The following is a 25,643-nucleotide window of genomic DNA, read 5'->3' as shown; positions in this document are numbered from 1 at the left end:
GCGATCAAACCTACTGACCACACTGGCAGGACTGACACTCGCGACGCTGTTGTCGCCTGCGGCCTTGGCGCTGGACGAGAAGGAGCAGGCTGCCAAAGAAGAAGGCATGCGGCTATGGGGCATTCACCAGTGGGAATTAATGCAGCCTCCGCTTGAAATAGCGGCTGAGGCCGGTGATACAGAGGCGATGTATTACCTGGGTGACGCGAATAGGCTCCTCAGCCGCGGGCTCTCACAAGCCGCGTTGGACTGGTATTACCAAGCCGCGCAAAACGGTGAACTTTATGCTTCCAGCGTATTCATTGGTGGTAGGAGCACTAAGGCTTGATTGTGTGATGATGAGAAAGACAAATATGTAGTGAACTAAAGGAAATATGTGTGCGTCTCGTATCTTGGAATTGTAATGGGGGCTTGCGAAATAAATTGCAGGCACTTAACGGACTAAATGGTGATGTCTTAATTGTTCAAGAGTGCGAAGATCCATCACGTTCAGTGCCTGCTTACCAGGATTGGGCTGGTGATTTCTTGTGGACAGGTGATTCTAAAAGCAAGGGGATAGGTGTATTTGCTAAAAACGGGAGAAAAATTAAAAAACTAGACTGGAACAGCGAATACACATTACCTATCGATTACAGCAAGAGTGGCGCACTGAAGTGGAGAACTAGTGACCTAAAACTGTTTTTACCTTTTTCCATTGATGACAAGGTTAATGTATTGGCGGTATGGAGTAAGGGGGGAGACAATCAAAAGTTTGGTTATATAGGTCAAATTTGGAAATACATTCAGCTACATAGAGCTGATATCTGTCGCCATAAAATGATGATTTTAGGGGACTTTAACAGCAACTCTTGCTGGGATCGCTCGGATTGCTGGTGGAATCATACGGATGTTGTTGCTGAGCTTAAAGAGATGGGGTTGGAAAGCCTTTATCACAAACAGACTGGTGAGCTTCAAGGGGAAGAGTCAACGCCAACGTTCTTGATGCATCGAAAGGCTGAACGTCCATATCATATCGATTATGTATTTACCTCGTCTGATATAACAAATAACTGTGAGTTAAATATTGGAGATAAAGACAAGTGGCTTACGTTCAGCGACCATATGCCATTATTAATAGAATGGAATGAATGTAAATTTAACCCTTAGTTCATATTACATCGCCCTTGATCTCGACTTACTCAAAACAAGATGCTGGTTTCAATGTCTTTATAGCGTAAATCGCCGCCTAGATTAGGCGGCGATTTTATTAGTAGCTTACCCTGTCTAAGACTGACATTAGTTTCAGGCCATGAATGTCTACGACGTTAGCGAAAATAGCGTTGGCATTTTTTCCGCTTCTTTTTGAATATTGTCGTCGAGGGGTGTGTCGTAAGTCTTGAGCAGGTAGCCCAATACCGAATAGAACCCCACCATAGCGATCAGGTCGATAACGGCCTTGCGCCCGATAGCATCAGCAAGCTCTGCTTCTTGCTCAGTAGACAGTATCCTCTGGTCAAACAATGCATCCACAGCGTTGACGATAAGACCATCAAGGCCTTCGGGGCGAGTTCGAATGGCTTCGATCCGAGCCGTGGAAAACCCGAGAGCGAGTGCCCGGCTAACGTGATGAGCCCACTCGTAACGTGACCCCATGCGCAGGCCAGCGCGTAGAATCACTACCTCGGTTAATTCTGGCCCTAGTGTATTTTCCTTAACAACATGCTGGCGCAAAGGTGCCCAGGCGTTAAGTAAAGCCGGGTGATGGGCCATGGTGCGATAGACATTGAGCGCGCCAGCAAAGTCTTCGCGCAATGCAGCGACTTCGTTTGGCCAGTCGGCATCAGCAATAGGCGGGCAGGGAGAGGGTGTCATGGGTGAGCTCCATTCAGATCGGGGGCGTGCCATCACTCGGCGATGGCGGCGTTGATGGCGTCGGCAATACGCTCAATGATTAGGTCGACTTCATCGGCTGCAATAATATAAGGCGGTGCAAGTAGGATATGATCACCGTGAATGCCATCGATGGTGCCGCCCATGGGGTAACTGATTAGTCCTCGTGCCATGGCTTGTCGCTTAATTTTGGCGTGAATTTTTCGACTCGGATCGAACGGCGCTTTAGTGTCACGGTCGGCAACCAGCTCGATACCGCGAAACAACCCTCTTCCTCGGATGTCGCCGACATACGGTGATGCACTGAGAACAGCTTCCAAGCCGCTCTGTAATCTCGCGCCCATGGCGTTTACATTGGCCATTGTCTCGGGGCGGGCAATGATTTCAACCACTTTGTTAGCAGTTGCCGCCGCGACAGGATGGCCGATGTAAGTATGCCCGTGCTGGAACAGGCCAGAGCCGTTGGCAAAGCTGTCGTAAATTTTGTCCGACAGCATCACCGCGCCAATTGGTTGATAACCCCCACCTAAACCTTTGGCTATCGTGATGATATCCGGCACGACGTCATCTTGTTCGCAGGCAAAGACAGTGCCGGTTCGCCCCATGCCGCACATCACCTCGTCGAGGATCAGTAGTACGCCGTATTTGTCGCAAATCGCACGCACACGTTTAAAGTAATCAGCGACAGAGGCGACAGCACCGAGGGTGGCGCCTACAACGGGTTCGGCAACGAACGCCATCACTTCTTCAGGGCCAAGCTCCAGAATTTTTGCTTCGAGCTCGTCCGCAAGCCGAATAGCGTAAGCCTCAGGTGACTCATCGGCGCCTTTTTCGCGATAGGCATAGCAGGGGGACACATGGTGAGTTTCTGGCAGGATAGGCTGAAACTGTTTACGCCGCATCGCATTGCCACCGGTTGCCAACGCACCAATTGTGTTGCCGTGGTAACTCTGCCGCCTAGCAATGATGTGTCTACGCTGGGGGGCGCCAATTTCCACAAAGTACTGCCGTGCCATCTTCAGCGCCGCTTCAACGGCCTCTGATCCACCTGACACGAGGTAGACGTAATTCAATCCTTCAGGTGCCAAGTTGACGAGTTTTTCGGCAAGTGCTTCGGCAGCGTCGGTGGTGAAAAAAGACGTGTGCGCGTAGCAGAGGCTATCAATCTGAGCGCGCATCGCCGCTAACACTTCTGGATGGGCGTGTCCCACACTGGTAACTGCAGCTCCACCAGAGGCATCCAAATATCGGCACCCAGTGGTGTCTGTAATGTAGACGCCTTGCGCCGACGCGGCATGAGGGAGTGTTGGGCCGATACTGCGATGAAGAATACGAGTCATGGAAGCTGTTCCTTATGGTCACCAAGCGATGTGAGCACGCCATGAGAAGAAGATTGGCACAACCTGATCGACAAATGCAACGTTTGAATCATTTGTGTTTTGTGTAAAACATGTAGATCATTGTTTTTTTAGAACAGTAACGTTTAAATCGGCGGCTGTTTTAACAAGCCGTATAAGAGGCAATACACATGCCGCAGCACGACCCTTTGAGGGAACAGATTATCGCCCAGTACGATGCCATGTCCCCACAGCTCCAGCAGGCCGCTCGCTACGTACTGGAGCACCCGGATGAGGTCGCACTGGTTTCCATGCGCGAGTTGGCGCGCCATGCGGCGGTCCAGCCTGCAACTATGACTCGGCTTGCAAAGTTCCTGGGGAAGCAAGGATACGACGATATTCGGGAGCACTATGTGGCAGTGTTGCGGCGGGGAAGTGATGGTTTTGCAGCCAAGGTTCGCCAGCTAGACGGCGGTACGACAGAGGCGGCTAACGGCAATATCGCCGCGCAGATGCTTCATGGGCTGAGTGCTCAGATTTCCCAGCTTTGTGAACCTGACTCGCTGCAGCGGTTGGAAGCCATCGCTAATACGCTGAAATCAGCGAGCAAAGTGTATGTACTAGGATTGCGTTCATGTCATTCCGTGGCGTGGCACTTCCATTATGTTATGTCATTATTGGGTGAACGCTCGGTCCACTTAGATGGGCCCGCAGGAACCGGTGGCGATGCGCTAGTTCGCGCCACACCCGAAGATGTCATGCTGGTCATCTCCGTCAAACCTTATGCAGTAGCGACACTGGAGCTGACGCAGTTGGCAAAAGACAAGGGGCTGACGGTTCTATCCATCACTGATAGCGAAGTATCGCCATTGGTAGGGATGTCAGAGAAGACGATTTTTTGTCCCACGGAAAGTGATAGTTTTTTCCATACGTTAACGCCCGCCTTAGCCATCTCAGAAGTACTTTGCACCTTATTGGCAGAAGGTGACCGACCAAAGGCGCTAGATGCTTTGCAGCGGGCGGATGAACATTTCTTGAGCCTGAACACCTATTCGAGCGCTATTCCTCGACGGGAGTGACGTTATCGAAAACAGGTGTCAGTTATCCTTTCACCCATACCTCCTCGCCCCTAAACTCGATTTTCCAGGTACGCAGCTTGACGCTCTCATCCTCTAGGCACTGGCCATCTTCAAGGCGGAAGTGCTGTTTGTAGATGGGCGAGGCGACCACCGCGGCGCCTTTAAGGTCGCCGACGATGCCACGGGCGATCACGTTGGCATTAGCGAAAGGGTCAAAGTGATCAAGGGCAAAAAGCTCACTGCTCAGCCCTTTGGAATGTTGGCTTGGAAGATAAAAGATCGCCACTTGTGCTGAACCTTCGGCGGTTTCGAGCCAAGCGGCAACGCCAGAAAACGCCACAAGATCAGCTTTAGTGCAGACTTTCTGCCACGCCGTACTGGTTTCAAGAGTCATGCTATTTTGAAAATCCACGCTATCCATTTCATTTTTCATTGCCGTTGCGGTCATGGGGTGCCTCGTTGTTTTTTTCAGTGAAAGCTTTATTCAGTGAAAGTTTTAGTCAGTGAAAAGAGTGGACTAGGCAGGCCGCAGTTGGCCACGCTCGGAAGTCATGATGATCGAAGGATCCGGGCGGTCGTCGTTAACAAAGCTGCGGAAGCGTTTAAGCTTCTCTGGGTCGCTGATGGCATCCGCCCACTCACACTGGTAGGTGTCCACCACGGTTTGCATCTGACGCTCTAACTCATCGTTAATGCCTAAGCTATCTTCCAAAATCACCTCTTTAAGGTAATCCAACCCACCTTCAAGGTTTTCACGCCATACGGACGTTCGCTGCAAACGGTCGGCGGTACGCACATAGAACATCAAGAAGCGATCAATGATGCGGTAGAGCTGTTCATCATCGAGGTCGGTAGCAAATAGTTCGGCGTGGCGTGGGCGCATACCTCCGTTACCACAGACGTAGAGGTTCCAGCCATTTTCGGTGGCGATAATGCCGATATCTTTACTCTGAGCTTCGGCACACTCTCGGGTACAGCCAGAAACGCCGAATTTTATTTTGTGCGGTGAGCGCAGGCCCTTGTAGCGGTTCTCTAACCATATCGCCATACCAACACTGTCCTGCACGCCATAACGGCACCAGGTGCTGCCCACGCAGGATTTCACCGTACGCAGCGACTTGCCGTAGGCGTGTCCCGTCTCGAAACCTGCGGCAATCAGCTCGCCCCAGATATCAGGCAAGTCTTCCAGGCGAGCGCCGAATAGGTCGATACGTTGACCGCCAGTGACCTTGGAGTAGAGGCTATATTTTTTGGCCACTTCGCCCAGCACGATCAGTTTATCAGGGGTGATCTCACCGCCAGCAATGCGGGGCACTACCGAGTAGGTGCCGTTCTTCTGCATGTTGGCCATGAAGGTGTCGTTAGTATCCTGCAAGGGAATGTGCGCCGCATCGGTGATCGGCTCGTTAAAGCAGGAGGCCAGGATAGAGGCCACGGCGGGTTTGCAGATATCGCAGCCCAGGTGGTGAGTATCAGCGTTGCCGTGTTTTTCGATCAGTTCGCTAAAGGTTTTAATGCCTTCAACGCGCACAATGTCGTAAAGCTCCTGACGGGTGTAAGAGAAGTGCTCGCAAATTGATTTGTCGACCTCAACACCGCGGGATTCAAGTTCGTGATCCACCACGCTTTTGAGCAGTGCAGTACAGCCACCGCAACCGGTACTGGCTTTGGTGGCGCCTTTTACACCGGCAAGATCCATTGCGCCACTGTCAATTGAGCCGCAAATGTCGCCTTTAGTAACATTATGGCAAGAGCAGATCATCGCTGTTTCTGGCAGTGCATCGGGGCCTAAGGCAGGGGCTGCACCACTACCTTGCGGTAGAATCAACGAGGCGGGCTCAGCAGGTAACTCAATACCATTTGAGTAGTACTGCAGCAGGGTATCGTAGACACTATTGTTGCCCACTAGCATAGCGCCGAGCAGCTTTTTACCATCGCTGGAGACCACCAGCTTACGGTACTCCTGCTTGATCGGGTCTAGGTAGCGGAACATGCGTGCGCCGGGGTTTTGATTACCATGGGCGTCACCAATGGAGCCCACATCTACGCCCAGTAGCTTGAGCTTGGTGCTCATATCCGCGCCGCTAAAGTGGGTGTCGCCACTAGTCAGCGTCGAAAACGCGGCTTTGGCCATTTGATAACCGGGTGCCACCAGGCCGAAAATACTCTGGTTCCATAGTGCCACCTCGCCAATCGCGAGGATGGCCGGGTCGCTGGTTTGGCACTGGTCATCCACCACCACGCCGCCACGTTCGCCAATCTCCAGGCCGCATCCACGGGCTAGCTGGTCGCGAGGGCGAATACCAGCGGAGAACACAATCAGGTCGGTTTCCAGTATTTTATCGTCTTGGAAGACCATGCGGTGTTGGCTCGCCTCGCCATCTTCAATGCGCTGCGTGGCACGCTCGGTAAGTACCTGTACGCCCAGCTCTTCGATTTTTTCCCGTAGTAGCTCGCCACCTTCGTTATCCACCTGCATGGGCATCAGGCGAGAAGCGAACTCGATGACGGCGGTATCTAAATTTAAGCCGCGCAGGGCGTTAGCGGCTTCCAAACCCAGCAAACCACCGCCCACCACCACACCGGTAGTGGCATTTTCAGCGGCGGCTCGAATGGCGTCTAAATCGTCCAAAGTGCGATATACCAAACAACCTTCGCGGTCGTTACCAGGAATCGGCGGTACAAAAGGGTAGGAGCCCGTGGCTAGCACGATGCGGTCATAAGGGTAGCGGCCCTGGTCGGTGATGACTTCGTGGGTGGTGCGGTCGATTTCGATTACGGCCTCGCCAGTGCGAAGTTCTACGCCATTGGTGGCGTAGTAGTCCGCGTCGCAGAGCGCCAGGGATTCCGCATCGCGACCGCTGAAGTACTCGGATAGGTGCACGCGGTCGTAGGCGCGGTGGCGCTCTTCGCCAAACACGGTGACCTGATAGCGCTCAAGACCGCCGTTATCTACTAACTGTTCGACCAGATGGTGGCCGACCATGCCGTTACCAATAATGATGAGCTGTTCAGGAGTAGTCATGTTCATGGTTATGCCGCCTCTGAAGTTGTTAGATGGGGTGAGTCGTTTTGCTGGTCAGCCATGCTCGCCTGGAGCACTTCGACATCAGCCGCACCAAACAGTAGTGCTTGGCGGCAGTCGTGAAGGTTATTGCCTGCGAGCGCTTGCTCGAAATACCAGGGCCCTAAGGTGGTGTCACCGTAAAGCACCGCGCCTTCTATCCGTCCATTGAGTAGTAATAGGCGGCGGTAGTCGCCCTGCTCCAAATCGTGATAACACAGTACTTCGTGCTCAGAGGCTGCCTCGGTAGGGCCAAAGGCATAGAGTGCAATGCCGCTGATTTTAAGTTTGGTGGCGCTGGGAGCATCTGCGTAGCCATGGGTGGGAGTGCCGCATAATGTAGCGGCCAGCACATCTACCTGGCGCCAAATTGGCTCGACTAACCCGTAGGTATTGCCATTGAACTGGCAGCACTCGCCCAGCGCGGAAATGGCTGGGTCAGAGGTGGTCAGAAATTCATCCACCACGATGGCGCGTTCGATAGAGAGCCCTGCAAATTGGGCCAGCTCAACGTTAGGGGTAATACCTGCGGCGACGATCACGCTGGTGGCGGGAAAGCGGCGCCCATCCTTGAGAACCGCTTCAGCTACATGACCATTTTCGCCTTCGGCTAGATGATGTAACTGTGCGCCGGTAATGATATTCAAGCCGCGTTGGGTTAATTCGTCTTCAAGCAGGTGCGACGCAGTAACATCCAATTGGCGGTTCATCAGTCGATCACTGCGTTGGAGAACGCTAACGTGCATTTTATGGTTACGTTTGCGTAACCCCTCGGCGGCTTCCAGGCCTAGCAGGCCGCCACCAACCACGACGACATCACCACCGTCCTGGGCAATCGCCTCAAGTGCAGCGGCGTCCTGTAGATCGCGAAAGCCGCGCACACCATTAAGCTCAATGCCGGGCACGTCGGGAAGTGCTGGGCGAGAACCTGTGGCAATGACAAGGTGGTCGTACTGTAGCCTGCGGCCCGTATTGGTGGTTAAGGCCTTGTTGTGGCGATCAAGGGTCTCTACTTTCTCACCGAGAACCAGGGTGACGGCCTGTTCTGCGTACCATGTTTCATCACGCAAGGTGAGGGCGTCGCGCTGCATTTCACCTGCCAGTAGTGGTGAAAGCAGAATACGGTTATAGGCAGGTGCAGACTCAGCGCCAATCACGGTAATACGCTGGGGGCGTGAAGGCTGTTTCACCAGCGCCTCAATTAAGCGGTGGCTAGCCATGCCATTGCCAATAATCACTAGGTGGTCTTGGGGTGAGCACCGGGAAGTAATTTCCATGGGTGACTCCTTCAGTTCAGCGTTTGTTTTGAGCAATAAAAAACGCCCCTGACACTCCTCCATTTATGAAGGATGTCAGGGGCGTCGTTGCCCAGTTGCGTTGTGAGGTTACGCGGGGCAACCGCCGTTGGCTGCCAAACTGTCTCGTGTTGCCAGTTAGTTGCAAAAAGTTAGCCAGCAATCCGGTGTATATAAAATAACTCTTTTTAATCAGTTGGTTGGTTTTTATCGGGTGGTTAGGCCTACGTTTAAACGAAAATATAAACGCACTACGCTGGTGCGTCTGGCTGGCGCTACGCACAGTCATAGAACGTAAGTGCCAAAGGTAATACCTCGACAGGCTATTTAATGGCCTAGATGTTTTTTATTAAGATATTGTTTTTAATTGTTTTTATTATTTTTATTGGTGTTTGGATTATAAATTGCAGGTATGTGTGCAATAAGTCAATAACGGCTCATTGCAGGGTATTAGACGAATAAAACACAATTACTAATTGCGTCGAACAACGATAATTGCAGTAAACCACTGATGAGTACGGCACCTAAATGTAACAGGTGTCCCTGAGACAACGGCGTCCAGGCAGGCTTCTCTTATGGAGGCTCGCTTGGACGCTTTTTGCTTTTTAACGGCGGAGGAAGTGCTATGCCCCAGGCTAATCAACTCGCCCACCGCGATGTGCTTACTACCTGTCCATACTGTGGTGTGGGCTGCGGCGTAAAAGCCTCTTTACAAGGTGGTGAGCTAAGCAGTGTTGAAGGGGACCGAGAACACCCTGCCAACTATGGCCGACTGTGTGTAAAGGGTAGCGCCTTGCATGAAACCCTGGGTGAGCATGGCCGTTTAACTCAGCCTCGCGTAGATGGGGTAGAGGTCTCCTGGGAGCAGGCGCTAACGACCACCGCTCAACGTCTTAAGACTCTAAGAGAGCAGTATGGCAATCATACGATAGCTGGTTACCTCTCGGGACAGCTATTGACCGAGGATTACTACGTTGCTAACAAGCTGTTTAAAGGCTTTTTGGGCACGCCTCATTTAGATACCAACTCACGGCTCTGTATGGCCTCAGCGGTGGTTGGCTACAAACGCGCTTTTGGTGCGGATGCGGTACCATGCAACTATGAAGATTTGGAAGAGGCCGAACTGATAGTGCTAGTGGGTTCCAACCTTGCTTGGAACCATCCGGTGTTATATCAGCGTATTAAAGTTGCCAAAGAGCGTAACCCGCTGATGCGGGTGGTGGTGATTGACCCGCGGGTCACCGACAGCTGTGAAATTGCCGACCTTTATCTAGGTATTAAACCAGGCAGCGATGCGTATCTGTTTAATGGATTATTAGTATGGATGGCGCAGCGTCGTAAGCTCGATACGCTCTATCTTGAGCGCCATACCGAAGGGTTTGAAGAGGCTCTGGAAGTAGCCCATCAAACGGCGGGTTCCATTGCTGAGGTAGCCGCTGTCTGTGATATTGATCCCGAACGCTTAGAAACCTTCTACTACTGGTTCGCCAGTCAGCTACATGTGGTTACGCTCTACTCCCAGGGCGTTAATCAATCCTCAAGCGGTACTGATAAATGCAACGCCATCATTAACTGCCACTTGGCTGGCGGGAAAATTGGCTTGCCAGGAGCTGGGCCGTTCTCTATTACTGGCCAGCCTAACGCTATGGGGGGGCGTGAGGTGGGCGGTCTTGCCAATCAGCTAGCCGCGCATATGGATTACCACACCCCAGGGGCACTCGATTTGGTCAGCCGTTTTTGGGCGACCGATCACCTGACACCAACACTGCCGGATGGCCCTGGCTATAAAGCGGTTGAGCTGTTTGAGGCCATTGAGCGTGGTGAAGTGAAAGCGCTCTGGGTGATGGCCACCAATCCCGCGGTCAGCCTCCCCGATGCGGCACGGGTGCGCGCCGCCCTGGAAAAATGCCCATTGGTGATCGTTTCTGAATGCGCCGCTCATACCGATTTGCTGCCCTATGCAGATATCGTGTTGCCAGCTTCGGGCTGGTCGGAAAAAGACGGCACGGTGACCAACTCTGAGCGTCGTATTTCGCGCCAGCGGGGCATGCTGCCGCCTCCTGGTGAAGCGCGTCATGACTGGTGGATTATCTGTGAAGTGGCCAAGCGCTTAGGCTTCTCCGAGGCATTTAGCTACTCTCATCCGTGGGAGATCTTTGACGAACACGCTCGGCTTTCCGGTTTTGAAAACGGTTGTGAAAATGGTCCTGAGAACGGTGTTGATAACAGTTCTATACCCGGCAGTCCGCAGCGGCTGTTTGATATTTCGGGGCTCATTGGCCTGGGGCTTGAAGGTTACAATGCACTGACGCCCATTCAGTGGCCGGTCACTTCAGCCTCTCCAAGGGGGACTGCTCGACTGTTTGAAGATGGCATTTTTGCCACTTCTAATAGGCGTGCCAAGCTGTTGGCGGTTCATCCGCAGGGGCCTGAACAGGAACTTAGCGCTGCCTACCCGCTGCGGTTAAATACCGGGCGGATTCGTGATCAGTGGCATACCATGACCCGCACCGCCCGTGCCCCACGACTAATGAACCACCGTGCTGAGCCTTTTATGGACGTGCACCCAGACGATGCTCTGGCTGCCGGGGTTGATGATCAAGGGCTAGCCATACTCAGTTCCGTTACCGGGGAGTACCGCGCCCGGGTGCGTATATCCAATGCTCAGCGTCGTGGAGAAGTGTTCGTACCAATTCATTGGACTGACTGCTTCACAAAACAGGCGAGGAGCAGCGCACTGATTGCTGGTATTATTGACCCGCTTTCTGGCCAGCCGGAGTCTAAACAAGGTGCAGCGGCACTTATGCCGTTACCCACTGTATGGCAGGCGACGTTATTGGTTGCCGATGGAGTGACGGAATCATCACCATGGTGCGCGAGTGATTACTGGGCACGCATTCCCATGCAGGGTTGCCAGCGCTGGCAGCTAGCCCATACTGAACAAGTGGACGATTGGCTGGCGCAGTTAGCGAATTGGCTGCCTACACCTGCTTCGGTATGGTCTCAAGACATTGTCGGCGGGCGATTACGCGCCGCTAGTATTGAAAATGGCAGGCTACGCTGGTGGCTGATGATCGGGCCGCCTTGCGAATTACCGGGGCTTGCCTGGTTGGAGGCACGTTTTGGTGATGAAGTACTGAGTGATAAGCATCGCCGCCGTCTATTGGCTGGTTGTGATGACGGTGCGGTGGATGCTGGTCCGATAGTATGTAGTTGTCATCAAGTGGGCCAAGTCACCATTGCCAACGCTATTCGGGCAGGTGACATCAGTATAGAAGCACTGGGCGCAAGGCTCGCCTGTGGCACCCAGTGCGGTAGTTGTATTCCAGAATTGAAATCTCTGATTGAAGAGGAGCGGCCCAATGCGCGCGCTAAGCAAACACCTAACACAGAAGTGGCATGAAGCCTTTATGCGCCTGAGCCAGCGGGTGTTAGCGCCTTTTGGCCGGGAGACCTCCTCCTCGTTGTGCCTGCCATTAAGCGGTGAGTGCCAATCAGGTAAGGTCTATTTAGTGGGGGCCGGCAGTGGCGATGTGGAGCTATTAACGCTTAAAGCTGCGCGGCTACTCATGCAAGCAGACGCGGTAGTGTATGACCGCTTAGTAGGCGATGACGTTCTGGCGCTTATCCCTCGGGGTACCGAGCGCTATTACGTGGGGAAGGCGCGTGGTCATCATAGTGTTCCTCAGGCTGAAATTGGTGCCTTGATGGTCAAGCTTGCTAATGCAGGTAAATCAGTGGTGCGCTTAAAAGGCGGCGACCCGACGATTTTCGGTCGACTGGGCGAGGAGTTAGCGGCATTAGCTGCTGCCCATGTACCAGCCGCTATTGTGCCGGGTATTACCGCAGCGTCAGCGGCGGCGGCCTATATGGGCATTCCGTTAACCGATCGTGGCCATGCCCAACAGCTGCGCTTCGTGACAGCACAGCTTTGCCGTGAAGATGGCACCCCGGATTGGGCGTCACTAGCCCGTAAAGACGAAACCCTGGTGTTTTATATGGGGCTTTCCAAGGTAGACGCAATCTGCCATGGCCTTCGCCAAGCGGGCCTGCCGGATGATTGGCCAATTATGCTGGTGGCTAATGCTAGCCAGCCAGAGCAACAATCGTTGGTGGGCACCTTAGCGGATATGCCTGAACAGTTAGCCGCTAAGCCTCTGCCTTCGCCATGTTTGATTCTAGTGGGAAGCGTAGTGAGTATGGTGCCAGCAAGTCCTTCAGCGTCCTTAGCGGGCATCATCAAAACGGTCGACCCGGCGTAGGGTTGGGAAGAGTTTCATCCAGGCGCCGACGACCGCCAGCGTACCGACACCTCCAATCACGGCAGCAGGGACGGCCCCAAACCATGCCGCCATGCTGCCCGCCCGGAACTCGCCTAACTCATTGCTAGAGCCGATAAACAGCATATTGACCGCATTTACGCGGCCACGCATTTCGTCGGGGGTAGCGAGTTGAATCAGCGTCATACGTACATACACGCTAATCATATCCGCTGCGCCTGCCACGAACATGGCGGCTAGCGAGAGCCAAAAAATTGTCGAGAAGGCGAACACCAGATTAGCGGCACCGAAAACGGCTACCGCCAAAAACATTACCAAGCCAGCGTGGCGTTTGATGCCGCGTATGCCTAAGTACAGCCCCATCAGCAGTGCGCCGACCGCAATAGCGCTACGTAGCGCGCCTAACCCTTCTGGGCCAACGTGAAGCACCTCCTGGGCATAAATAGGCAGTAGTGCCACTACGCCGCCTAGTAGCACTGCAAAAAGATCCAGCGAAATAGCACCCAAAATAATTGGCTGATGGCGAATATAGCGTATGCCTGCTGTAAAGCGCTTTACGGCGGTGCTCTCCAGCGTTTTAGCCGCTTCAGCGAAACGAATCGGTACTGGAAGCAGCAGTACCAGGGCCATCATAAAGCACCCTAAACATATGCTGTATGCAAGGCTTCCACCCCCTAATCCATACAGAATACCGCCTAATAGCGGCCCGCCAATCACGGCAATTTTCATGATAGAACTATTCAGCGCAATTGCGGAGGCAAGCTGAGCACGGGGCACTATATTGGGGAGCAAGCTCTGTAAGGCGGGCCCAGTAAAGGCACGCGCGGCACCAAACAGCGCCAGTACCGCGTAAAAGCCCCCCACGCTCTGGCTTCCATTCAGCGAAAGGGTGAGGAGAAGCGCGCTGCATAACCCTTGTACGACCCAGCTAAGCTGCAAAATCCGTTTGCGTGAGAAGCGGTCAACAAAATCCCCTGCAGGTAATAGGAGCACCACCATAGGTAGAAACTGGGCCAACCCTACATAGGCCAGCGCCATTGGGTCGCGGGTAATATCGTAGACCTGCCAGGCAACCACGACCGCTTGGATCTGCATGGCAAATACGGCTGCTAGTCGGGACAGTAGAAAGCTTAAAAAGCCTGGTTGTCGGTGAAGCGGTGTTAAAGGTTCTGAAGGGACTAGCCCAGTATCAGTAGCAGAGGTCATAGCATCATCATGGTAAGCGAAGTTTCAAGGACAAAAGGTTGAAGTCAGTCGGGTGCCACCTTTATATTAGTTAACACGCTATCAATAGAAAAGAATGTTGATGATACAGCCAATATTTGAGGCCTAGTCTCGGCTTCGGTACTTTTCGTCTAGAGGGCGATCCTCCCAAGTTGAGTATGCAGGATAAGAGAGCACACCTGGGAACACTAAGGACTAGCATGTGTCATAATGCAGACGCCTGCTTTCTAGCAGGCATTTATTTTAGTCAGGCACATAAGCCAGGAGAAAACGATGAAAAAGCGCAAGATTCAAGACAACGCGTTAAAAGCGCAGCTACGTACACCAATGTTCAAAATGCAGCAGCAAACGCCGAAAAAAGGCAAAGGTAGCTACTCCCGTAAAGGCCGCATCACTAAGCAGGGATATAGCCAAGCCGCTTGAGTCTGCTTGTTTGACATAAGTTGTTTAAAACAAGCTGTTTGAACTAAGCGATTTGGCTATATCTCTGTCTAGATTTACTCCCACTGCACAGCATTGCGACGCAAAATATCGCAAAAAGTGGTCACTGGTTCGCCATAAAAGGTATCTTTTCGGGTCAGCAGCCCAAACGGGGAGAGCGTTCGTCCTAGGCTGAGTGGCAGCATCTCAATTAACCCTATGCTGAGATGATCCCTGAGAACTGATTCTGCCATCACCAGTAGCGCATCACTTTTTTGCACTAGCTGCAAAGCCGCAAAGATTGAGCCGCACTCTATAATATCCCGTGGCGACATTAACCCATCCAGCTCAAATTCCTTCTCTAATGCTTGGCGTGCCGGCGTTGTTATCGGTTGCAGTATCCAGGGCCAATCTTCTAGTAACTGCTCCAGAGGTGGGAGAGCCTCATTGGTTAATGGATGGCCTCTCCGTACCACGGTGACCATGCTCTCATTCCCCAGCGGTTCAAAATCGAATTGGTTATGCTGGATGGAGGTGGCATAGCGGGCGATGGCTATATCTACCTTGCCCTGTTCGAGTAACGCCACTAATTGATCGCTAGTCTCACCCATCAAACGAATTTGCAGCAGGGGGCGCTGGCGTTTCATCTCGATGATTGCTTGAGCCACCAAGTCTGGTGCTGCCCCCATAATAGCGCCAACGGTCAATTGACCACGTCCACCAAGCTGATAGCGGTGGACCTCTTCGGCGCAACGATCCAAGCGGGTTAACGCATTATCAGCAAATTCCACCAGCATTTCGCCCACTTTGGTCGGCCGCATCCCCTTTGCCATACGTTCAAATAGCTGGCAAGCAAACACCCGCTCAATTTCACTCAACATACGTGTCGCAGCTGGTTGTGACATGTGCATGACCATGGCCGTCTGGTGCAGGTTGCCGACTTTTCCCAGCGTCGAGAGCATAAGAAGATGCTTATAGCGAAGCCTTGCCACCAGTAATTGAAAGCTTTCCATTCTCAGCTCGCTGTTAATTCGATACCTAGACGGTATGGTGTTTATACGCTCTTTGGCTGTGCGACATTAGTCTAGTGAGTACATATCCCCTTATTAACTGGTCTGGCGAAAACTGGCGTAGTTGCTGGCTTAGTGATGACTGATAACTTAAAGGTATCGAGACGAACCAGATAATCATTAGCTACCTTGCTCGATTTTACTTAGAACTTCCTCAAGAGAATTACGTTAACAAGCATAATGAGGAGCGTTTATGAGTGACCCCACCATCAAACAGGTGCGTGCCTACACGGTCAGGGGAGGCGGGGCTGATTACCACGACCAAGCTGAAGGCCACTGGATCGATTCCCAAATCGCCACGCCAATGAGCAAGTACCCTGAGTACCGCATGACCCGTCGAAGCTTTGGGCTTAATGTGCTGGGTACCCTGGTGGTTGAGGTAGAGGCGAGTGATGGTACGGTAGGGTTTGCTGTCACCACAGGTGGTGAAATTGGTGCCTGGATTGTCGAGAAGCATCTTGCCCGCTTCATTGAGGGTAAGCAGGTAACCGAAATCGAAAAAATCTGGGACCAAATGTTTAACGCTACACTCTATTACGGTCGTAAAGGGGTAGTGATTAATACGATTTCCTGCGTTGATCTGGCGCTTTGGGATCTACTGGGTAAGGTGCGGCAACAGCCGGTACATCAGCTACTGGGCGGCCCGGTTCGCGATGAACTGGTGTTTTATGCCACCGGCGCACGTCCTGATCTGGCCAAGGAAATGGGCTTTATTGGCGGCAAGATGCCCCTCGTTCATGGCCCGGCCGAAGGCGATGAAGGGCTGAAAAAGAACCTGGAGCACCTGGCGAAGATGCGCAGTGCCGTCGGTGATGACTTCTGGCTGATGTATGACTGCTGGATGAGCCTGGATGTGAATTACGCCACCCGGCTGGCTCAGGGGGCTCAGGCGTACGACCTGAAGTGGATTGAAGAGGCACTTCCGCCTGATGATTACTGGGGCTACGCGCAGCTCAAACGCGATGTACCCAAAGGCATGCTGGTGAACACCGGAGAGCATGAAGCAACACGCTGGGGCTTCCGTATGCTTCTGGAAATGGATTGCTGCGATGTTATCCAGCCGGATGTGGGGTGGTGCGGTGGTATTACCGAGCTTATTAAGATTTCAGCGCTGGCCGATGCGCACAATAAGCTGGTGGTACCTCACGGATCGTCGGTTTACAGCTACCACTTTGTAATCACTCGCCATAACAGTCCGTTTGCTGAGTTCTTGATGATGGCGCCGAAGGCCGATGAGGTCGTGCCCATGTTTAATCCATTGCTGCTGGATGAACCGATACCTGAAAATGGCCGTATGGCGGCTTCTAAGCTCGATAAGCCAGGGTTTGGCGTGCGCCTGAACCCAGACTGCCAGCTAGCCCGCCCGTACACTCACTGATCTAATACTTAAGGAGCTGCTGATGCTGATCAAGGCGCTGCGTATGACTCTCTACCCCGGCCAAGCAGATGAGTACCGGCGCCGGCATGATGCACTCTGGCCGGAGCTCTCAGAAGCTCTGGCTGATGCTGGAATCGAGCAGTATCGCATTTTCCTTGATCCGCATAGTCATCATCTGTTCGCGATTATGGCCATAGGTGACGATCACCGGGTAGATCAGCTATCAGAGCTCCCGGTTATGCAGCGCTGGTGGGCCTATATGGCTGACATCATGGAAACGCAAGATGATCATTCACCGGTTAGTGTGGCTCTTGATGAAGTGTTCACCTTTTTACCAGGAGAGCAGCCTTGCAAGTAGTCGACCCCCACTTACATTTCTGGGCACTTGGCCAAGGCAACCAGCCATGGCTTGAACACCCAACCCCCAATTTATTGGGGGACTATTCCCCCATGGCCCGGGATATTGGTCCACAGACATTGCTTGGTGAGCGTGGGGATATTGAACTGCTAGGACTGGTGCATGTTGAAGCCGATACTGTTAACCCCATCGCTGAAACGCAGTGGCTAACTGGGGAACTAGCTGAATACGATAAGCTGAACTGGGCGCTCGTCGTCGGCGTGGACCTTTCCCAGCCAGCGGCACCAGCACAGTTAGCCGCTCAATGTGCACTCTCAGAACAGGTGCGTGGTGTTCGCCAGATTCTTAATGTGCATAGCGACCCGCTGTATGACTACGTAGGTCGGCACTATATGCAAGAGCCCCTTTGGCGAGAAAATTTTGCCCAGCTTGCGCGCCTAGGGTTGTCGTTTGACTTGCAAATCTATCCCTCTCAAATGGCTCAGGCCGCGGACCTGGCGGCCCGTCATCCTGAGACACAATTTGTGCTCAACCATGCGGGAATGTACGTCGACCGCCAAGGAGTAGAAGGCTGGCGAGACTGGCGTGATGGTATGCGCTTGCTGGCCGCTCAGCAGAACATTGCCGTTAAGCTGAGTGGCTTCGGGATGCTGGATCATCGCTGGACGGTGGGCAGCATTCGCTCACTGATTCTCGAATCACTGGATACCTTTGGTATCGAACGCTGTTTGTTCGCCTCCAATTACCCCGTCGATGGGCTCTACGCGAGCTATGCGGATATTTGGCATGCTTATGCTGAGGTGGTCGCTGATGCCAGAGAAGAGGAGCAGCACGCGCTGTTTGTTGGGAATGCGCAGCGCATTTACCGTCTGTAAATAGAACCTATTCACTATGAAGGAATTTATTATGCTGCTGACCGATAAGAACGTCATCATCACCGGCGCCTCTCGGGGCATTGGCCGTGCCGCCGCCCTGGAGTGCGCACGACAGGGGGCCAATGTTGTTATTGGCTATAGCGGTAGCCCCTCCAGCTACTCAGCGGTTGAGGAACTGATTAAAGAAATTGAAGCACTCGGCCAAAAGGCCGTGGCTGTTGGCGCACCTGCGGGTGACCCGGAGACCGGTGAGCTACTGGTAGAAGCCGCCGTTAGTAACTTTGGCGGTGTCGATGTCTTCGTCAATAACGCGGGTATCTGCCCCTTCCACAGCTTCCTCGATATGCCGCGTGAACTGTACCTTGAAACAGTTAACACCAATCTTAACGGCGCCTTTTTTGCCGTGCAGGCGGCAGCGAATCAGATGAAGCGCCAGGGCCGTGGTGGCGCTATTATCGCGGTCAGCTCTATCAGCGCCTTGGTGGGCGGCGGCATGCAAACCCATTACACCCCCACAAAAGCGGGATTGTTATCACTGATGCAATCTTGCGCTATTGCATTAGGCCCTTATGGCATCCGTTGTAACGCAGTGCTGCCTGGAACCATCGAAACAGATATCAACAAAGACGATCTTGCCGATCAGGAGAAGCGCGATTACATGGCAAGCCGTACTCCCTTAGGTCGTTTAGGGCGTCCTGAGGATCTTGCCGGCCCTATCGTTTTCCTCGCCTCAGAGATGGCGCAGTACGTCACCGGCGCTTCGCTGTTGGTTGATGGGGGCATGTACGTCAATCTGCAGTAAACGGTCTTTAACCCTTATCCAAGGAGGTACTGCATGGAAATGCCCGTTAATACATTTAAAAGTGCGCTGGCGAAAGGCGATCCCATGTGGGGTTGCTGGGCTGGTTTTGCGACTGGCTATGCGGCAGAAATAGTGGCGAGTACGGGGTTTGATTGGTTACTGATTGATGGTGAACATGCCCCCAATACGGTGCCGACTATTCTGGCCCAGTTGCAGGCAGTTGCGCCTTATGCGTCATCGCCTGTGGTACGCAGCGTTAATCAGGATGCTGCGCTGATCAAGCAATTACTTGATGTCGGCGTTCAAACACTGATGGTGCCGATGGTCGAGAGTGGAGAGCAAGCCGCAGCGTTGGTTCGCGCCATGCGCTACCCGCCGCATGGCATACGTGGTGTCGGCGGCGGCTTGGTGCGTGCCACTCGCTGGGATGGCGTGGATGACTATCTAACCAAGGCGCACGAGGCGCTCTGCCTAATCGTACAGATTGAATCACCTAAAGGTGTTGAGCAGGCGGAAGCGATCGCGGCAACTGAAGGTGTAGATGCGGTCTTTATTGGCCCGGCAGACCTCTCAGTGGGGATGGGGCACCCAGGCAACCCTGGGCATCCAGATGTTCAGCAAGCGATTGAGAAGGTTATTAAAACGGTGCAGGCAGCGGGTAAGCCTGTAGGTATTTTGGCACCGCTTGAAGACGATGCACGGCGTTATCAGGCGCTTGGCTGCCAGTTTATTGCAGTGGGTATCGATATTAGTCTGCTTCGCCAGGGTGCGCTTGCGACGGTTGCACGCTACAAGGAGCGATCGACGCATCAGTCTTCCAGTACTTATTAACCCAGTATTTATAAGCTGAGTGCTTATAAGCATACGGCCTCAGTAAAGCCCGCATAATGATAATAGGAGAACCAGGATGACGCAGCCAACCACTTATCAAAACTATATTAACGGCGCTTTTGAGTCTGCCCAGCATCACTTGGACGTATTTAATCCCGCCAATCAGAAACTACTATCGCGTGTTCCTGCGTCAAATGCTGAAGATGTCGATCGAGCGTTAGATGCAGCCCGTGCAGCGCAAAAGAGTTGGGCCGCGACGCCAGCTGTTGAGCGTGCTGCTTTTCTACACCGTTTAGCCGATAAGCTGCGTGATAACGTTGTCTTCTTGGCACGGACCATTACCGAAGAGCAGGGCAAAATCACCGGGCTGGCCGAAGTAGAGGTTAATTTTACCGCTGATTACTTGGATTATATGGCCGAATGGGGGCGTCGTATTGAAGGCGAAATCATCCAGAGTGATCGCCCTAAAGAGAATATTTTCCTGTTCCGTAAGCCGCTTGGAGTGGTTGCGGGTATCTTGCCTTGGAACTTCCCGTTTTTCCTGATCGCACGCAAGATGGCGCCGGCACTAGTCACGGGTAATACCATTGTGATTAAGCCCAGTGAAGAAACACCCAATAACTGTTTTGAGTTCGCTCGTCTGCTCGATGAAATCGGCTTACCAAAAGGTGTTTTCAACGTGGTGAGTGGTACAGGCGCTGAAGCGGGTAATGCCCTTACGGCGAGCCAGAAGGTCGATATGATTAGCTTTACGGGCAGCGTGGAAACGGGCTCACGCATTATGGCGAACGCTGCTGGTAACATCACCAAGCTTAATTTGGAGCTGGGTGGTAAGGCCCCATCCATTGTGCTGGATGATGCGGATCTCGATTTGGCGGTAAATGCGATCCGTAGCTCGCGGATCATCAATACCGGGCAGGTATGTAATTGCGCCGAGCGGGTTTACGTTCAGCGCGGCGTAGCCGATGAGTTTATTGCGCGAATTACTAAAGCGATGGAAGCCACCCGTTATGGTGACCCACTAGTAGATAGCGATGTCGAAATGGGCCCCATGATTAACCAGGCGGGCCTGGATAAAGTGGCTCGAATGGTGGAAACCGCACGCAAGGATGGGGCAGAAGTGATGACTGGCGGTAATATCGCGGATCTAGGCGCAGGTTACCACTACCAACCTACGGTGTTGGCTGGCTGTCGCCAAGATATGGCCATTATGCGCCAGGAGATTTTTGGCCCGGTTCTGCCCATCCAAATCATCGATAACCTTGATGAAGCCATAGCACTGGCCAATGACTGTGAATACGGTCTTACCTCATCGATTTATACCCGAAGCCTTAGTAACGCCATGCAGGCCTGCCGAGAGCTTGATTTTGGCGAAACCTATATTAACCGAGAAAACTTTGAAGCCATGCAAGGCTTCCACGCTGGCGTGCGTAAGTCAGGTATTGGCGGGGCGGATGGTAAGCACGGGCTTTATGAATATACCCATAGCCATGTGGTGTACCTGGAGAGCTGATACCCGACGTCAATAACAATAGAGGCACACGCCATGAGCAATATAAGTAACTCAGCCCCAATGGCAGCAAAGCCTGCTGTTGGCGGTGGTGAGTATGAGCGTACGCCGGTGCCTGAAAAGGCCCGGCTGGGCTTCAAAAGCTTTATCGGTATGTACGCAGGAGAACATACTGCAGGCACTGAGTTAATGATTGGGCCCCTCTTTGTATTGGCTGGGGTCGCGGCTTTTGATGTCGTGGTAGGGCTGTTAATCGGTAACTTGCTCGCTGTATTGAGCTGGCTGTTGCTCACCGCACCGATCGCAACACGAGTTCGGCTGACGCTCTATTGCCATCTCGAAAGAATTGCTGGCCGCTATACCGTCATACTTTATAACTTAGCGAATGGGCTTGCGTTCTGTTTTCTAGCTGGAGCGATGATTACCGTATCTGCCACTGCGATTGGCGTGTGGTTTGGTTTTCCGCTGCCAACCCTGACCGATTTGTTGCCCAACAGCATGGGGTGGGTACTTAGTGTTGTAAGTGTCGGGGTCGTTATTACTCTGGTGGCAGCCTATGGGTACCGCTTTGTTTCCTGGTTTGCCAATATCGCTGCTCCATGGATGGTGCTAATGTTTTTTGGCTTTGGCATTGTTTCTTTGAAGTGGTTTATTGATGCCACTGGTACAGAGGCTAGTTCGGCAAGCGACTTATGGATGCTGGCTGAAACAGCTATCTGGACAGGTGTTGAAGTGCCTGGGCAACCCAGCTTCTCGATTTGGCACGTTATCTTCTTTGCCTGGTTCGCTAATATGGCCATGCATGTGGGGATGTCAGATTTATCTGTCCTGCGCTTCGCCCGCAAGAGCTGGTATAGCATTGCTTCGGCGGCTGGAATGTATGTGGGTCACTTTATGGCCTGGCTTGCGGCTTCAATGCTATTTGCCTTTCAAATGTACGATGCCGGGCTTACTAGTGAAGCGGCTGTGATTGCTGCGTCAGAGGCTGGACAGATCCCTAATCCACTACCAGGACCACTTGCTGATCAAGCGCTTGGTGTGGCCGGGTTAATTTGCGTTATCATCGCTGGCTGGACGACGGCCAATCCGACGATATATCGCGCGGGCTTAGCTTTCCAGGCGATCATTCCCTCTGTTTCACGCTTTAAAGTCACGATTGGTACCGGCCTACTCACCACCTTTGTGGCGCTTTTCCCTGGTGTAGCAATGCAGCTATTAGGCTTTGTGGCGCTATATGGGCTGCTGCTAATGCCTATCGGTGCCATTATCTTTATCGACTTTTGGGTATTGCCGAGGTTGGGGCTAAAAAGCTTTTATGCAGAATATACGGGTAACAAGTTTACTCTGCCGGTGATAGGCACTTGGTTAATTACTTTGGCTATTTGCTTATTTATGGTGCAGTTTGCTGGTATTGACATATTTTTCGTTGCCCTGCCTGGATGGTTTATCGCTGCGGTGCTATTTATTGCTCTGAGTTTCATCGCGCAGCGCCAACATACAGATAAAGTTATAAGGTCAATAACACCGGGTGGCTCGCCTAGAAAGGAATCTTCTGTATCGACACAGGAGCTAATTTGATGCGTGCACTACTCCAAGTTGTTTCACTTTTAATGCTTGTTCTGACAGTCATATTTCCAATGCTTTACCTATTTGATGCAGTAAGTGAAGCAACTCTGAAAGGAGCTATCTTGGCAATTTCAGTTGTTTGGTTTCTAGCTACACCGCTGTGGATGGGACGAGAGAAACAAAACTCAGCTGGTGAAGGTAGCACTAAGTAGCGCTACTCAAGCCACTTTTAAAGCTAGCATCTCATAATTTATACCTAGCTTAGCTTCACATTGTTAGTTAATCGGTGGCGGATGTAATCCGTCGCCTAGGTCTCTGCAACCTTAATAAAGATGATAACGCTGGAGATTACGCCATGGAAACAGTACACCTTGCGGTAGCGATCTTATTGATCCTATTGCTCATTCTATATATGAAATTAAATGCCGCGATTAGTCTCGTTATCGGGTGTTTATATTTAGGCTTATCGATGGGTCTGGGCATGACGGGGACTGTCGATGCCATTGGCGACGGGTTTGGTAATATCATGACCGCCATAGGTTTACCTATCGGGTTTGGAGTTATTATCGGCCAGCTGATGAGTGACTCCGGTGCTGCGCATAAAATTGCTTACCGAATGGTGTTAAGTGCGCCCAAAGGAGCAGGGTTATATGCGCTTGGGTTAACGGGCTTTTTGCTTTCTATCCCGGTGTTTTTTGATGTTACTTTTGTGATTCTTGTGCCGCTTGGCGTTGCGCTTGCGAAGACATTAGGCAAGCCTTTACCTTATGCCATTGGTGCTTTAGTCATTGGTGCAGCCACTTCTCATACCATTGTACCGCCTACACCCAACCCCCTCGCAGCCGCCTCTATTCTAGGATTCGATATTGGCATCATGACATTTGCAGGGCTGACCGTTGGACTGATAACGGCGCTTATCGTTATGAAGCTTTATTTCATGTTATTAGATGCAGGAATATGGAATGCCGCTAAAGATGAGTTAGCAATCAACGGCACGACGTCGCATGAAGTTGACACTGACATGACTGCGCCTGAATTGCCTAATATGCCGTTATGGCAAGCACTAGCGCCCATTGCGATTCCTATTTTGTTGATTTTAAGTGGCACGCTTTACGATTATGGCCAGCAAATAGGTGTATTGGCAGGCTCTGAATTACCTGGTTTTGTGGCTTTTATCAGTGATCGAATTGTTGCGCTAATGCTTGGGGCAATCGCTGCCTATGCGGTTTCTATCCCGCTTATGTCGCGCGATAAATGCGATATTTCTGCTTCAAAAGGGCTTCAGACGGCAGGGTTGGTATTACTGGTAACGGGAGCTGGTGGCTCTTTAGGCGCTGTCATCAAAGAGACTCAAATTGGTGAAATGCTGGTTGAGCAGCTGTTTCGTGACACGCAATCAGCCTTGGGCATGGTGCTATTAACCTATGCTCTGGCCGCTATTTTTCGTATTGCGCAAGGCTCAGGCACCGTTGCAGGAATTACGGCAATGACCATTATGGCAGGCGCAGCGTCTACAGGAGTTGTGGACCCACTATGGATCGCACTGGCGGCTTTGTCAGGGGGAATTAGTATTGGTCATGTAAACGATAGTGGCTTCTGGATTACCACTCAGCTGGCAAAGTTTACTGTTCGCGGTGGTTTCAAAACCTATACGCTCGGTGAAGCCATGGTGTCATTGACGATTCTTGCACTTACTGTTGTTGGCGTTCTTATATGGAATTAAATTAATTTTTTGGATTGAATTATGATTGATCTTTCCGGCCACTTTTGTGGCCGGAGATTTGACCTGAAAAGAAGTGGTGGGTGGTTTTCTAATGTCTACGTGTTGATTGATCAAGCCCTCTGATAAAATCTAGCCCTTCTTTAATATCATTTTGGTGAATTTCATCCATAATGATGTTTATATAGGGTTTTCTTGAAATCAGCTTCTCAAAGATAAGCTCGTAGTTTAGCCAGCCTGTTCCTAATGGGACAAAAGATAAGTTACCATCCTCTACAATAAAATCTTTTGCATGGAGAACGGCTACTCTATCACCCCATGAGTCGATGGCTTGCTGCAGTATCTGATTTTGATCTAAATAGTTTTCGCTTGTTAGAAAGTTGACGGGGTCAAAAATGATTTGCAAATTATTAGAATTTATCTCTTCAAGCAGGCGCCTTACTTTTTCTGGGCTATGAAGAGGGTGGTTAACACCAGGCTCTACGCCTACAATAATACCAAAGTTTTCTGCTTCCGTTACCAGCTCCTTAACGCTCTCTACCATTGCTTGAAAAGGTGCTTCTGAAAAATTTTCTTCAGTATAGATAATGTCAGCGTTTATATTTCCTGTTTCAGTGCCTACGATGCTACAGCCAAAGTCGCGTGCATAGCGCAGGTGCTCTTTAAAGCGCTCTAAACCTTTTCGCCTTTCGTTAATGTCAGGATGAATAATATTGACATAGCAGCCAAGTACAGCAATTTGAATATTAGCTTGGCGGAAAGCGCTGCAAATATGAGTGGCTAACCCCGGTGTTAAAAAACCAGCTTCTGCTTGGATCTCAAAAGATTTGCTTATCGCTAATTGTACTGAATTTAGGTCTCGTTGAGAGATGTCGTTAACCAAGCTCTCTAGTGACTGTTTGGGGAGATCGTGGGCTCTAATGCCGATGTTCATACTAGCTCCGTGAGATCGGGGTGAGCGAAAC

Annotated in this window: 22 protein-coding genes and 1 pseudogene; 15 read left to right on the top strand and 8 right to left on the bottom strand. The window is 51.8% G+C overall.

Translation table 11 applies throughout. The features are described 5' to 3' along the window. Window positions 1-328, top strand: a pseudogene (locus CPA45_RS22890) (hypothetical protein); the annotation flags it as partial. Window positions 329-378: 50 nt separating this feature from the next. Further along, window positions 379-1,146 carry an endonuclease/exonuclease/phosphatase family protein gene (locus tag CPA45_RS20530; RefSeq protein ID WP_096654838.1) on the top strand — a complete coding sequence of 256 codons (768 nt, stop codon included), beginning with the start codon at window positions 379-381 and terminating at the stop codon, window positions 1,144-1,146. Window positions 1,147-1,296: 150 nt separating this feature from the next. On the opposite strand, the gene CPA45_RS20525 is transcribed toward CPA45_RS20530, so the two are convergent. Together CPA45_RS20525 and CPA45_RS20520 are read right to left on the bottom strand one after the other, a co-directional pair. Then, on the bottom strand, window positions 1,297-1,851 hold the full coding sequence (locus CPA45_RS20525; protein WP_096654836.1) for a carboxymuconolactone decarboxylase family protein: 555 nt from the start codon (window positions 1,849-1,851) through the stop codon (window positions 1,297-1,299). A gap of 32 nt (window positions 1,852-1,883) precedes the next feature. Beyond that, a complete protein-coding gene (locus CPA45_RS20520) occupies window positions 1,884-3,209 on the bottom strand; it encodes an aspartate aminotransferase family protein (RefSeq protein WP_096654834.1) in 1,326 nt (441 codons plus the stop codon). Window positions 3,210-3,397: 188 nt separating this feature from the next. Between CPA45_RS20520 and CPA45_RS20515 the strand changes: the two genes are divergently transcribed. Beyond that, the gene (locus CPA45_RS20515; protein ID WP_096654832.1) at window positions 3,398-4,285 is read left to right on the top strand and encodes a MurR/RpiR family transcriptional regulator; all 888 of its coding nucleotides are present in this window, start codon (window positions 3,398-3,400) and stop codon (window positions 4,283-4,285) included. Between the two features lie 22 nt (window positions 4,286-4,307). On the opposite strand, the gene nirD is transcribed toward CPA45_RS20515, so the two are convergent. From nirD to CPA45_RS20500, 3 genes are all read right to left on the bottom strand, one after another. Continuing rightward, the gene (gene nirD / locus CPA45_RS20510) at window positions 4,308-4,733 is read right to left on the bottom strand and encodes a nitrite reductase small subunit NirD (RefSeq protein WP_096654830.1); all 426 of its coding nucleotides are present in this window, start codon (window positions 4,731-4,733) and stop codon (window positions 4,308-4,310) included. A gap of 69 nt (window positions 4,734-4,802) precedes the next feature. Next, the gene (nirB, locus tag CPA45_RS20505; RefSeq protein WP_096654842.1) at window positions 4,803-7,310 is read right to left on the bottom strand and encodes a nitrite reductase large subunit NirB; all 2,508 of its coding nucleotides are present in this window, start codon (window positions 7,308-7,310) and stop codon (window positions 4,803-4,805) included. Between the two features lie 8 nt (window positions 7,311-7,318). Continuing rightward, window positions 7,319-8,626, bottom strand: a complete 1,308-nt coding sequence (locus CPA45_RS20500) for an NAD(P)/FAD-dependent oxidoreductase (protein ID WP_096654828.1) — start codon at window positions 8,624-8,626, stop codon at window positions 7,319-7,321. Window positions 8,627-9,269: 643 nt separating this feature from the next. On the opposite strand from CPA45_RS20500, the gene CPA45_RS20495 reads away from it, so the two are divergent. Continuing rightward, window positions 9,270-12,047, top strand: coding sequence for a nitrate reductase (locus tag CPA45_RS20495; protein WP_096654826.1), 2,778 nt, complete (start codon window positions 9,270-9,272; stop codon window positions 12,045-12,047). Continuing rightward, complete coding sequence (gene cobA, locus CPA45_RS20490; RefSeq protein WP_096654824.1) at window positions 12,007-12,906, top strand: uroporphyrinogen-III C-methyltransferase; 900 nt, start codon at window positions 12,007-12,009, stop codon at window positions 12,904-12,906. Before CPA45_RS20495 ends, cobA begins: the two co-directional genes overlap by 41 nt. On the opposite strand, the gene CPA45_RS20485 is transcribed toward cobA, so the two are convergent. After that, a complete protein-coding gene (locus CPA45_RS20485) occupies window positions 12,871-14,130 on the bottom strand; it encodes an MFS transporter (RefSeq protein ID WP_096654822.1) in 1,260 nt (419 codons plus the stop codon). The genes cobA and CPA45_RS20485 overlap by 36 nt on opposite strands. 291 nt (window positions 14,131-14,421) lie before the next feature. Here CPA45_RS20485 and arfA point away from each other — a divergent pair, with 291 nt between their 5' ends. Beyond that, a complete protein-coding gene (gene arfA, locus CPA45_RS20480) occupies window positions 14,422-14,571 on the top strand; it encodes an alternative ribosome rescue factor ArfA (protein WP_096654820.1) in 150 nt (49 codons plus the stop codon). Window positions 14,572-14,645: 74 nt separating this feature from the next. Here arfA and CPA45_RS20475 read toward each other — a convergent pair whose 3' ends face one another. Beyond that, entirely contained in the window at window positions 14,646-15,581 is a 936-nt protein-coding gene (locus CPA45_RS20475; RefSeq protein WP_096654818.1) for a LysR family transcriptional regulator, read from the bottom strand. A gap of 250 nt (window positions 15,582-15,831) precedes the next feature. On the opposite strand from CPA45_RS20475, the gene rhmD reads away from it, so the two are divergent. The 9 genes from rhmD (at window position 15,832) to CPA45_RS20430 (ending at window position 24,681) form a co-directional block, all read left to right on the top strand. Continuing rightward, the gene (rhmD, locus tag CPA45_RS20470; protein ID WP_096654816.1) at window positions 15,832-17,016 is read left to right on the top strand and encodes an L-rhamnonate dehydratase; all 1,185 of its coding nucleotides are present in this window, start codon (window positions 15,832-15,834) and stop codon (window positions 17,014-17,016) included. A 22-nt stretch (window positions 17,017-17,038) separates the two neighbouring features. Next, window positions 17,039-17,374, top strand: coding sequence for an L-rhamnose mutarotase (gene rhaM / locus CPA45_RS20465; RefSeq protein WP_096654814.1), 336 nt, complete (start codon window positions 17,039-17,041; stop codon window positions 17,372-17,374). Further along, window positions 17,365-18,249 (top strand): amidohydrolase family protein, encoded by an 885-nt coding sequence (locus CPA45_RS20460; protein ID WP_096654812.1) that lies wholly within the window; start codon window positions 17,365-17,367, stop codon window positions 18,247-18,249. Before rhaM ends, CPA45_RS20460 begins: the two co-directional genes overlap by 10 nt. Before the next feature lie 31 nt (window positions 18,250-18,280). Continuing rightward, entirely contained in the window at window positions 18,281-19,051 is a 771-nt protein-coding gene (locus CPA45_RS20455) for an L-rhamnose 1-dehydrogenase Lra1 (RefSeq protein ID WP_096654810.1), read from the top strand. A gap of 33 nt (window positions 19,052-19,084) precedes the next feature. Beyond that, complete coding sequence (locus CPA45_RS20450) at window positions 19,085-19,882, top strand: HpcH/HpaI aldolase family protein (RefSeq protein ID WP_096654808.1); 798 nt, start codon at window positions 19,085-19,087, stop codon at window positions 19,880-19,882. Between the two features lie 76 nt (window positions 19,883-19,958). Further along, window positions 19,959-21,395, top strand: a complete 1,437-nt coding sequence (gene aldA, locus CPA45_RS20445; protein WP_096654806.1) for an aldehyde dehydrogenase — start codon at window positions 19,959-19,961, stop codon at window positions 21,393-21,395. A gap of 33 nt (window positions 21,396-21,428) precedes the next feature. Continuing rightward, window positions 21,429-22,970 (top strand): purine-cytosine permease family protein, encoded by a 1,542-nt coding sequence (locus CPA45_RS20440; RefSeq protein WP_244287670.1) that lies wholly within the window; start codon window positions 21,429-21,431, stop codon window positions 22,968-22,970. After that, window positions 22,970-23,170: a hypothetical protein gene (locus tag CPA45_RS20435; RefSeq protein WP_096654804.1), complete on the top strand. Its 201-nt coding sequence runs from the start codon at window positions 22,970-22,972 to the stop codon at window positions 23,168-23,170. The genes CPA45_RS20440 and CPA45_RS20435 overlap by 1 nt, the downstream gene beginning before the upstream one ends. Window positions 23,171-23,313: 143 nt before the next feature. Next, a complete protein-coding gene (locus CPA45_RS20430) occupies window positions 23,314-24,681 on the top strand; it encodes a GntP family permease (protein ID WP_096654802.1) in 1,368 nt (455 codons plus the stop codon). An 88-nt stretch (window positions 24,682-24,769) separates the two neighbouring features. Here the strand turns inward: CPA45_RS20430 and CPA45_RS20425 are convergent, their stop codons facing one another. Beyond that, a complete protein-coding gene (locus CPA45_RS20425; protein WP_096654800.1) occupies window positions 24,770-25,612 on the bottom strand; it encodes a sugar phosphate isomerase/epimerase family protein in 843 nt (280 codons plus the stop codon). Window positions 25,613-25,643 lie beyond the last annotated feature (31 nt).

The organism is Vreelandella nigrificans (assembly GCF_002374315.1).
Taxonomy (GTDB): domain Bacteria; phylum Pseudomonadota; class Gammaproteobacteria; order Pseudomonadales; family Halomonadaceae; genus Vreelandella; species Vreelandella nigrificans.
The sequence above is the reverse complement of the archived record's forward strand: the minus strand, read 5'-3'. Positions and strand labels throughout refer to the sequence as shown.

What these genes read in the sequence shown, in the direction of transcription:
- CPA45_RS20525 (WP_096654836.1), bottom strand. Translation starts at nt 1,851, where the DNA reads ATGACACCCTCTCCCTGCCCGCCTATTGCTGATGCCGACTGGCCAAAC.
- CPA45_RS20520 (WP_096654834.1), bottom strand. Translation starts at nt 3,209, where the DNA reads ATGACTCGTATTCTTCATCGCAGTATCGGCCCAACACTCCCTCATGCC.
- CPA45_RS20515 (WP_096654832.1), top strand. Translation starts at nt 3,398, where the DNA reads ATGCCGCAGCACGACCCTTTGAGGGAACAGATTATCGCCCAGTACGAT.
- nirD (WP_096654830.1), bottom strand. Translation starts at nt 4,733, where the DNA reads ATGACCGCAACGGCAATGAAAAATGAAATGGATAGCGTGGATTTTCAA.
- nirB (WP_096654842.1), bottom strand. Translation starts at nt 7,310, where the DNA reads ATGACTACTCCTGAACAGCTCATCATTATTGGTAACGGCATGGTCGGC.
- CPA45_RS20500 (WP_096654828.1), bottom strand. Translation starts at nt 8,626, where the DNA reads ATGGAAATTACTTCCCGGTGCTCACCCCAAGACCACCTAGTGATTATT.
- CPA45_RS20495 (WP_096654826.1), top strand. Translation starts at nt 9,270, where the DNA reads ATGCCCCAGGCTAATCAACTCGCCCACCGCGATGTGCTTACTACCTGT.
- cobA (WP_096654824.1), top strand. Translation starts at nt 12,007, where the DNA reads ATGCGCGCGCTAAGCAAACACCTAACACAGAAGTGGCATGAAGCCTTT.
- CPA45_RS20485 (WP_096654822.1), bottom strand. Translation starts at nt 14,130, where the DNA reads ATGACCTCTGCTACTGATACTGGGCTAGTCCCTTCAGAACCTTTAACA.
- arfA (WP_096654820.1), top strand. Translation starts at nt 14,422, where the DNA reads ATGAAAAAGCGCAAGATTCAAGACAACGCGTTAAAAGCGCAGCTACGT.
- CPA45_RS20475 (WP_096654818.1), bottom strand. Translation starts at nt 15,581, where the DNA reads ATGGAAAGCTTTCAATTACTGGTGGCAAGGCTTCGCTATAAGCATCTT.
- rhmD (WP_096654816.1), top strand. Translation starts at nt 15,832, where the DNA reads ATGAGTGACCCCACCATCAAACAGGTGCGTGCCTACACGGTCAGGGGA.
- rhaM (WP_096654814.1), top strand. Translation starts at nt 17,039, where the DNA reads ATGCTGATCAAGGCGCTGCGTATGACTCTCTACCCCGGCCAAGCAGAT.
- CPA45_RS20455 (WP_096654810.1), top strand. Translation starts at nt 18,281, where the DNA reads ATGCTGCTGACCGATAAGAACGTCATCATCACCGGCGCCTCTCGGGGC.
- CPA45_RS20450 (WP_096654808.1), top strand. Translation starts at nt 19,085, where the DNA reads ATGGAAATGCCCGTTAATACATTTAAAAGTGCGCTGGCGAAAGGCGAT.
- aldA (WP_096654806.1), top strand. Translation starts at nt 19,959, where the DNA reads ATGACGCAGCCAACCACTTATCAAAACTATATTAACGGCGCTTTTGAG.
- CPA45_RS20440 (WP_244287670.1), top strand. Translation starts at nt 21,429, where the DNA reads ATGAGCAATATAAGTAACTCAGCCCCAATGGCAGCAAAGCCTGCTGTT.
- CPA45_RS20435 (WP_096654804.1), top strand. Translation starts at nt 22,970, where the DNA reads ATGCGTGCACTACTCCAAGTTGTTTCACTTTTAATGCTTGTTCTGACA.
- CPA45_RS20430 (WP_096654802.1), top strand. Translation starts at nt 23,314, where the DNA reads ATGGAAACAGTACACCTTGCGGTAGCGATCTTATTGATCCTATTGCTC.
- CPA45_RS20425 (WP_096654800.1), bottom strand. Translation starts at nt 25,612, where the DNA reads ATGAACATCGGCATTAGAGCCCACGATCTCCCCAAACAGTCACTAGAG.